The sequence below is a fragment of the Bacillota bacterium genome (assembly GCA_040754675.1).
GTDB lineage: Bacteria > Bacillota > Limnochordia > Limnochordales > Geochordaceae > Geochorda.
In genome coordinates, this window is record JBFMCJ010000131.1 from 1 (window position 1) to 9046 (window position 9046).

Here is a 9046-nt window from a genome sequence, read left to right on the forward strand (position 1 = left end):
AGCAGCGCCTCCACGTCGCTTGCGGGGAGCGTGTATACGGAGGGCTGGCCCTCAAGCTGCACGTAGCGCTCGGACGATTCGGCCGCGGCGCCCACCCGGAGCGTCATGGTGCGGTTCTTGCCCTGTCCGTCACCGGAGGCCTGCCCGTCTTGCGGCCTGTACTCCACCGTCACGACGGCCTCGGGGCGCGCCAGCCCGTACTTGCCCAGGTCGGCCTGGGAAGGTTCGTCGTTGACGAACCGGGAGATCCGGGTGAACTCCAGGTCACGCAACACCCGCTCTATGCTGGTAGCGTCGCCCGGGGCGTCATACGGGGTCACGAGCCGCCAGCGGCGTTCGGCCGGGGTCGTAGAGTCGCCCGTGCGGCGCGCCTCCAGGACGGTTCCCCCACGTTCGATGCGCACCCGCTGCACGCCGTCGGAGTCCATCGGCGCGAGGCTTCGCTCGCGGAAGCTCTCCCACGGGCCCAGTACCTGTTCAGCGATCCGGGCGTCCACCGTGTAGACGGGCGGCGCCGCCTCGTCTTTCACGTAGTACGAGGGGGCCCCTTGCGACACCGGGGTCTGAGACCCGAACAGGAGCCTGCGGACGGTGCCGTCCGCCAGCGTGATCGCCAGCACCGCCTTAGGTTCCTTGAGGCCAAACTGCGCCGGGTCCGCGCCCTCCTGCGAGATCACCCGCCGCGCCCGCAGCGGTGAAAGGTCCTGCAGGAACGCGTCGACGGCCGAAGAGCTGGTCGGGACGGGCCTCGGCCTTTCGATCTGCCAGCCGTTCTGCTCTTTGCGGATCTCGAGGGCGACCTGGCCCCCCTGCTCGATGGCCACCGAACGCACGTCGCCCGGCTTGACCGAGAGGATGGCCGGGGACGTGGCCTGGCGTGACTCGCTCGGGCGCAGCCAGACCGCGTACGCAAGGGCCAGCGCGACGAAGACGATGCCCGCCGCGGCCGTGAAATAGAACCGCCTCACAGCCCTCGCCTCCGCCACCACACCACGAAGCCGGTGACCATGAGCAGAAGCGGCATGCCCAGCGCCGTGCCGTAGAAGATGCCGGCGGCCTGCCGCGACGTGAGCAGAACCCTCGGCACCGGCGCCGTGGCGGGACGGATCGTCACCATCTCGGACTGGCCGGCCAGCCACGTCACCAAATTGGCCGCAATGTCCCGGTTGCCCTGAAAGGCAAAGGACGCGTTGCGGGCGAAGGTGGAGTTGCCCACCACAACGGCGACGGGCTGGGAGACGGCCTGCTGCTCCGCCGTCTCCCCACCGGCCTCCATCTCTGTGCCCGCCGGGGCGGTAGCCGGGGTGGCAGGCCCCTCGCGCTCGATGGCGACCGCCAGATCCAGCGGGCCTTTGGCGTCTTGGTCGTCAGGCTCCCACTGCCGCCCCTGTGGCCGGCTCTCCGCCCACGCCCTGTCGGTGGTCACAAGGAGGGGGGACACCCTGGGCTGGGAGGCGTCGTCCGCACTCTGGCGCGCCCTCACCGCTTGTGCGCCGGGCAGTACCACCCCCACGTTGGCCTGGACCAGGGGCCGCGTGGACTCGTGCCAGCGCAGTTCCGGCACCGGGCTGAAGGCATCGCCGAAAGCCGCCCGCCCCGGATCCACCACGACGCCGGGGACGAGTTCCACGCCGAGCGAAGCGAGCAGCTTGTCCATCTCGGGGAGTTGCCGCCCCGGAAGCGGGTCGAGCCACAGCGCCAGCCGGCCCCCGGCCTTTACGTAGGCTTCGAGCATCTCCCGCTCCCTGGCAACGAGGTCGTTTCTCGGGCCGCCCATCACGATGACCCGGGCGTCCTCGGGGGTGCGGTTCTCGAGGGCGAGGTTGAGCGTCTTGACGGTGAAGCCTTCGCCTTCCAGGTAGCTTCGGAGTTCCGAGTAGTCGTCATAGGGGCTCCCCTCGCCGTGGCCCTCGAGGAAGTAAACCACCTGGCCCCCGTAGCCGCCGAGCTCGAGAAGCGCGCGGGTGATGGCCTGCTCGCCCCGGAACTCCGTCCCGCCGTCCGGGGTGGGGCTGAAGAGGTTGAAGAACTCAATCTTGCGGTGGTTCTTCCCCATCTCCACGACCACGGTGCCGGAGACGCGCACGTCGTACTGCTGGGCAAGGGTCGGCTCCTTCTCGGGGTCCACCATGCTCGTCCGCACCTTGCTCGAGGCCAGCCGGTACTCCCGCAGCAGGTCGTCCAGGCGTTCGGCCTCGTCGGAGCCCTCGAAGGCAAACGTGTAGATCCGCACGGGTTCCTTCAGGCCCTCGAGCACCTCGCGGGTCTGGGGAGAGAGCTGGAAGCGCCGGTCGGGCGAGAAGTCGGCGCGCAGCGCAAAGCGCGCCAGCACCACGTTGGCCAGCACGATGATGCCTGCCACGAACAGCGTGAAGAGCGCCGCGTTGGTGCCGCGCACGAAGCGAAAGCGCGCGCCGGCCGTGGTGAGCCTGGCGCCGCCGGGGCTGCCTGCCTGTTCCCGGGAAGCTCCCATGCCGCATCCGCCTCCGCTACATCCAGGTTCGCCGTTCCAGGCTCCGGACGCTCAAGAACAGCATCAGCACGATGGCGCTCAAGTAAAACAGCACGTGGCCGGAGTCGATCAGACCCTTCGTGAAGTCGTCGAACCGCTCGAACACCGCAAGCTGGCGCGCCACGTCGGCCGCGGTGCCGGGTGCCGCGAAGGAAAGCCAGTTGATGACCCACAAGAGCAGGATGAACCCGAAGCAGAGCAGCCCTGCCACCATCTGGCTGTCCGTCAGGGACGACGTGAAGACGCCGATGGCCAGGAACGTCCCGCCGAGCAGCAGCGCTCCCAGGTAGGAGGTCAGGACCGGGCCGGGGGCGGGATTCGAGAGCCAGAAGAGCAGAGCCGGGTAAAGCGCGGTCAGAAGGAGCATCCCGGCGTAAAGGCCCACCGCTGCCAGGTACTTGCCCACCACCACCTGGGCCGGCGTTGCCGGAAGGGTCATCAGGAGCTCATCGGTGTGGTTCTGGCGTTCCTCGGGCAGCAAGCGCATGGTCAGAAGCGGCGTCACGAACAGCAGGATGACGCCCAGATTGAGAAAGTACGGCCGCAGGTCGGCGACCCGGGTGGCGAGCAGGATCACCGAGAAGAAGTAGCCGGAGATGGCGAGGAACACCACCCCTGCGGCGTACGCGAGCGGTGAAACCAGGTAGCTCCTCAGCTCGCGCTTAAAGATGTAGTAGACGGCCATGCTAGTTCCCCTCACCGCCGCCCGTACCGGCGTCCAGGTTTTCGTGGGTGACGAGCTGGAGAAAGACGTCCTCCAGGGTCATGTCCACGCCCCGCATCTCCAGGATGGGGATCTGATGGCGAGCCATCGCGAAGAAGATGGCCTCGCGGGGGTCCTGGGCCGCAGCAGCGCCGTCGTTGAGCTCGATCTCGGCGCGCAGCCGCCCGGGATGGGTGTCGGTCGGCGTGATGTTGGCGGCTTTCACCTCGGGCACTTCTGCCAGCGCTGCCTCAACGGCCTCGCGCTCCCCGCGCACTTCCAGGAGGATCTGCCGGCCCCGTCCCAGGCGGGCGGAGAGATTCTGCGGGGAGTCCTGGGCCACGAGGCGGCCCTTGTTGATGATGAGCACCCTCTGGCAGGTGCTGGCCACTTCCGGCAGGATGTGCGAGCTGAGGAGCACGGTATGGCGCCCCGCCAGGCTGCGAATGAGGCGGCGCATCTCGATGATCTGCTGGGGGTCCATGCCCGCCGTGGGCTCGTCCAGCACCAGCACGGGCGGATCCCCGATGAGGGCGGCGGCCAGCCCCACCCGCTGCTTGTAGCCCCGGGAGAGGCGCCCCGCCAGGCGGCCGGCGACATCGGCCACGCCGACCCGCTCCATGACCTCGCCCACGTGGCGCTTGCGCCGGTGGGCCGGCACCCGCCGCATCTCCGCCACGAAGTAGAGGTAGCCCCTCACGGTCATCTCGCCGTAGATGGGCGGCGTCTCGGGGAGGTAGCCGACCCGGCTCTTGAGGCGCACGGGGTCTTCCAGGGCATCCACGCCGGCCACCCGAACGCTGCCGGTGGTGGGAGGCATGTAGCCGGTGACGATACGCATGGTGGTGGTCTTGCCGGCGCCGTTGGGGCCCAAAAAGCCGAGGACCTCGCCCTGCTCCACGGAACAGGTGAGGTCCTGGACGGCCCAGCGGTGGCCGTACTGCTTGCCCACGCCCACAAGCTCAATCATTGGCCGCACCCCTGGTTTTGTCTAGGCTGTCCGGATTCCGATTATAGGGGATACGGCCCTTGTTTATCAAATCGGGGGCAGGGGAGTGCCTCGGCCGCGCCTCAGGTCAGCGAGAAGCCGTCCTTCTGGCCGGCCTTGCCGCCGTCCTCCTTGCGGGCGGTGGCCGTCGTGCCGACCAGCTTGACCAGGGCCGAGGCGATGGCGCGCTGCTCGCTCTCGTCGGCCACGCTCCACAGCTCCTTCAGCACCCGCTGCTGGGGGTTGGCCGGGTCTACGTGACGCGCCAGGAAGTCGCCGAGCTGCTCGGCGTAGTTGACCATCGCGCGGCCGCCAAGGCCGGACTCTTTGCCTGCCGCCACCGCCTGTCCCAGCCACCGCTTCCATTCCTGCCAGGAAAGTTCGGGATCCACCCTCATTTTCCCCTTTCTGTGGATTGAGTCGCCGGCTCAGGCTGATGCGGACAGATCCGCCACCCTCAAGGATGCCCCCGTGTGGGACGCGCTACACCCGGCGGAGAAGGACGCGGCCACAGGCGGTGGCGCGCGGGAGGAAAACGCAACGGGCGGATGCGTGGCCTGGTGAGAGCATAAAGCCAGGTAAAAAAAATGGCTCCTCGGGCAGGATTCGAACCTGCAACCCCCCGGTTAACAGCCGGGCGCTCTACCCTTGAGCTACCGAGGAACGCACCACAAAGGACAGGCGGGCCCGCCTGCGGCACCCATTATAGTACCCCCGGGACGGGGCCGCAAGACGGCAAGGATAGGACGATAGGCCCATATCAAGCGGGCTCCGTGGGCTTCAGGCCGACAACCCTGCGCACCGATTCCAGACAGACCCCCGGGCGCCACACCACGATGCCCTGCTGAACGGCACCACGGGGCGCGCCTCCTGCTTTAGACCCCCATGATGTGGTATCCGGCGTCCACGTAGACGACCTCGCCGGTTATGCCGCTTCCGGCCGGGCCAAGGAGGAAGACGGCGGTCTTTGCTACCTCGTCCACCTCGATGCTGCGGCGAAGCGGAGCCCTCTCGGCGTGGCGGTGGCGAAACTCGGTGAACCCGGAAATGCCCCGGGCCGCCAGCGTGTTGAGGGGGCCGGCCGAAATGGCGTTGACCCGGATGCCCGAGGCGCCCAGCTCGTAGGCCAGGTAGCGAACCGACGCCTCCAGAGCCGCCTTGGCCACGCCCATGAGGTTGTAACCTGGCATGACCTTCTCCGAGCCGTAGTAGGTCATGGTCAGGATGCTGCCGCCCTCGCGGGCCTTCATCAGAGGTTCGGCGGCGCGAGCCAGCGCGACCAGCGAGTAGCAGCTGATGTCGAGCGCCGTTCGGAAGGCGTCTCGCGAGGTGTCCGCGTATCGCCCCTCCAGGGCTTCCCGGGGCGCGTAGGCGATGCTGTGAACCAGGATGTCCAGCCCGCCGAAGCGGCCCTGGATCTGGTTCATGAGGGAAGCGATGGCCTCGTCTGAGGCCACGTCGCACTCGAAAGCGGGAGCGTCGATGGTCTTCGCCAGTTGCTCCACGCCTTCCCGCAGCCGCTCGTTCTGGTAGGTGAGGGCGACGCGGGCACCCTCGGCGGAGAGCGCCCTGGTAATGCCCCACGCAATGCTGCGCTGGTTGGCCACACCCAGGACCAGAGCCGTCTTACCTTGCAACGTCACCTCTGTGGCTGCCGCCGCGGTCCCCAGGCCCGAAGCCGGCGAATGCGGCGGCCCCTCCCTTCCGGTTACTGTATGGAGCAGCTTGGAACAATCAAGGGCCGCCCGTAATGCGCCCCCTGAGAGCGTCCAGCCCGGGCCACCGGGCGATGTCGTCCAGCACGTCTGGAGCCGCGGGCTCGGACCGGAGCACCCGGTGCACCGCATCGGGCACGGGCACCCGCACGAACCGGCCCCGGGCCGCCGCCACAATGCGCCCCTCGACGTCCAGGAGCCGGGCCACAGCCCGGCCTATTCGCCCCGAGTCCGGTATTCCCTGCTGGCCTGCGGCCGGCCGCTCCTTTGTCTCCACCCACGCTACCGCCAGCAGCGGCTTTCCCGGAACACCCGGCCGGACGAAGCGGATCTCCAGCGACCCCGTGACGGACGGAATCCCGTACCGGTAGGCAGCGTACCACATGGCCTCGTCGAGGGCGGCCGCAATGACGCCCCCGTGCAAACTCCCCGGGATGCCCACAAAGCGGTCGGCGAGCGTGACACGCAGGTACGCGGCGGTACCATCCGTTACGACCACGGCCTGCAGGCCGGCCGTGTTCTCACGGCCGCAGACGAAGCAGCCCGGGGTCCAGTGAACCGTGGACCGAACAGCATCGTGCGGATGCGGGTGAACGATTCGCATGAGCCGGAAGTTCGGCACGGCAGGCCCCTGCCCCTCCGGCACGCCGCAGCCGGCAGGATTACCGCATGGCGGCTGGAACTCCTCAACACAGGCTCATGTGGTATAGACCTGACACGCAATCGGAGCGGGCTTGCATGCGGCATACGGAGAGGAAACCCCATGCCTAAGGGACGTTCGGCTCGGGCGGTGTTGGAAGTCGCGCGGCCCCTTTCGAGGCGCCGCTCGGCGGGCCCCCTCTACTTCCAGCTCAAGCGGTTTTTGCTCGAACTCATCGACAACGAGGAACTGAAGCCGGGCGAGCGCATCCCCTCCGAGCGTGAACTCTCCCAGCGGTTCGGCATCTCCCGCATGACCGTGCGCCAGGCGCTCGCCGAACTCGTCCACGAGTCGGTGCTGCTGCGCCACCAGGGCCGGGGCACCTTCGTGGCCGACCGCAAGATCGAGCAGGGGCTCATCGAGCTTACGAGCTTCAGCGAGGACATGCGCCGGCGCGGGCTGGTGCCCGGCGCCAGGCTGCTGGACGTGCAGGTCCAGGAGGCCTCCCGCAAGGTCGAACGGGCGCTGGCCCTCGGGATGGACCGGCGGGTGCTGGTCGTGCGCCGCTTGCGCCTGGCCGATGGCGAGCCCATGGCGCTGGAGGTCACCCACCTGCCGTACGGGCTACTTCACACCGCTCCCAGGGAGCGGCTGGAGGGCTCGCTTTACGAGTACCTCGAACAGGAGCTCGGCATCGAACTGGCCAGCGCTCGCCAGACACTGGAGCCGGTGGTCGCCGCAGAGGAGGAGGCAAAGGTGCTCGGGGTGCCTCCGGGAAGCCCGCTTTTGCTCATGGAGCGCACCACTCTGTCCCGCAGTGGGGAGCCGGTGGAGTTTGTGCGGTCGCTCTACCGCGGAGACCGGTACAAGTTCTACGTCGAACTGAAGCGCCCCGCTCGACGCCACCCGGCGGACTGACACGTTGAGAGGAAATCGTCTCGTGGCTGCACTGCGTTTTTGCTTGAGATGGGCCGTGCTTGTCCTGGGAGGGGTGCTGATGGCCACAGCGGGCAGCGAGCCTGTCCCGGCGTCCGCGGTGGGAGGAGGGCCTGCGGCAGCGGTTTCGCGCCTTGCGCCTGCGGCGCCGTCGGAACGGATCCGGGAGCTTCTGCGATCCATGAGCCTCGAGCAGAAAGTCGGCCAGATCCTCCACGTGGGCTTCCCTGGCCTGGAAGTCGGGCCGGAAATCAGTGAGCTCGTCCGTCGCCATTACGTGGGTGGGGTCATCCTGTTCGCCCGCAACGTTTCCGACCCGGTGCAGGTGGCGGCGCTGACCAACGCCTTGCAGGAGATGGCGAAGCGTTCGGGCGCCGGCATCCCGCTTCTGGTCAGCGTAGATCAGGAGGGCGGCCTGGTTGCCCGGCTCACCCGGGGCGCTACGGTTTTCCCGGGAAATATGGCGCTCGGAGCGGCAGGTTCCGAAGAACTGGCATACCAGGCCGGGCTCTGGACGGCCCGCGAACTGCGCGCCGTCGGAATCCACCAGAACTATGCGCCGGTGGTGGACGTCAACAACAACCCGCAGAACCCGGTCATCGGCGTGCGGTCCTTCGGTGAGTCCCCCGAAGCGGTCGCGCGCCTGGGGGCGGCCATGGTGCGCGGCCTTCAGGACGGCGGGGTTCTGGCAACCGCCAAGCACTTCCCCGGGCACGGCGACACGACGGTGGATTCCCACATCGACCTGCCGACGGTCGCCCACCCGATGGATCGCCTGCAGCGGGTCGAGCTGCTGCCGTTCAGGGCCGCCATCGAGGCCGGAGTGGCCTCCATCATGACGGCCCACATCACGTTTCCGGCGGTGGATCCGACCCCGGGGCTTCCGGCCACCCTGTCGGAGCGGGTGCTGACCGACCTCTTGCGCCGGCAGATGAGATTCGAGGGGCTCGTGGTCACCGATGCCATGGAGATGGGCGCCATCGCCAAGAACTTCGGCATCGAGCAGGCCGCGGTACGGGCTGTGCAGGCGGGAGCGGACGCGGTCCTGGTGGCCTGGCCCAAGGACTGGACGACCGCGGTGAAGGTGGCCGACCGGCTGGTGGAGGCTGCCCGCAGCGGCGAGATCCCCCCGGCTCGGCTGGACGAAGCGGCAGGCCGGGTGCTTGCGGCCAAGGAGCGGCTTGGCCTGCTGGACCGACCGCTGGTGGATGTCTCCAAAGTGCGCGAGCGGGTGGGTACCCGGGAGGCGTACGAGCAGGCCCTGGAGGCTGCCCGTCAATCCGTCACCGTGGCCGCCGATCCCCAGGGGTTCCTGCCCCTTGCGCGCGGAAGCCGCGTGCTGGTGTTGATCCCGAAGGCGGCGGGCCTCACCGGCGTGGAGAACCAGGGCAAGTACACCACGCCGCTGGGAGCGGCCCTGGCGCAAGCGGGGTTTAGGGTAACGGAGGAGGTCGCCTACTCCCTCTCCCCGCAACTTGCCGAACTCAACCGTGCGCAGTCCGCGCTGGGGCAGGCTGACGCGGTGGTCGTCGGTACCTACCGGGCGTGGGAG

At 68.5% G+C, this 9046-nt stretch carries 9 protein-coding genes and 1 tRNA gene; 2 read left to right on the forward strand and 8 right to left on the reverse strand.

Features of this window, described 5'->3' with window-relative positions:
- The 8 genes from AB1609_09335 to AB1609_09370 all read right to left on the reverse strand — a co-directional run.
- Positions 1 to 968 (reverse strand): DUF4340 domain-containing protein (locus AB1609_09335; protein ID MEW6046669.1); only part of this gene is annotated, 968 nt, incomplete at its 3' end.
- Positions 965 to 2473, reverse strand: a complete 1509-nt coding sequence (locus AB1609_09340) for a GldG family protein (protein ID MEW6046670.1) — start codon at positions 2471 to 2473, stop codon at positions 965 to 967. The genes AB1609_09335 and AB1609_09340, both read right to left, overlap by 4 nt.
- Positions 2474 to 2489: 16 nt before the next feature.
- The gene (locus AB1609_09345; GenBank protein MEW6046671.1) at positions 2490 to 3197 is read right to left on the reverse strand and encodes an ABC transporter permease; all 708 of its coding nucleotides are present in this window, start codon (positions 3195 to 3197) and stop codon (positions 2490 to 2492) included.
- 1 nt (position 3198) lies between these two features.
- Positions 3199 to 4185, reverse strand: coding sequence for an ABC transporter ATP-binding protein (locus AB1609_09350; GenBank protein MEW6046672.1), 987 nt, complete (start codon positions 4183 to 4185; stop codon positions 3199 to 3201).
- A gap of 101 nt (positions 4186 to 4286) precedes the next feature.
- On the reverse strand, positions 4287 to 4595 hold the full coding sequence (locus tag AB1609_09355) for a DUF3243 domain-containing protein (protein ID MEW6046673.1): 309 nt from the start codon (positions 4593 to 4595) through the stop codon (positions 4287 to 4289).
- A 196-nt stretch (positions 4596 to 4791) separates the two neighbouring features.
- A tRNA-Asn gene (locus tag AB1609_09360) sits at positions 4792 to 4866 on the reverse strand.
- A gap of 212 nt (positions 4867 to 5078) precedes the next feature.
- A complete protein-coding gene (locus AB1609_09365; GenBank protein MEW6046674.1) occupies positions 5079 to 5846 on the reverse strand; it encodes an enoyl-ACP reductase in 768 nt (255 codons plus the stop codon).
- Between the two features lie 91 nt (positions 5847 to 5937).
- A complete protein-coding gene (locus tag AB1609_09370; GenBank protein ID MEW6046675.1) occupies positions 5938 to 6540 on the reverse strand; it encodes a PaaI family thioesterase in 603 nt (200 codons plus the stop codon).
- Between the two features lie 141 nt (positions 6541 to 6681).
- On the opposite strand from AB1609_09370, the gene AB1609_09375 reads away from it, so the two are divergent.
- Positions 6682 to 7476: a GntR family transcriptional regulator gene (locus AB1609_09375; protein MEW6046676.1), complete on the forward strand. Its 795-nt coding sequence runs from the start codon at positions 6682 to 6684 to the stop codon at positions 7474 to 7476.
- A gap of 22 nt (positions 7477 to 7498) precedes the next feature.
- On the forward strand, positions 7499 to 9046 hold a 1548-nt coding region (gene nagZ / locus AB1609_09380), incomplete at its 3' end, for a beta-N-acetylhexosaminidase (GenBank protein ID MEW6046677.1).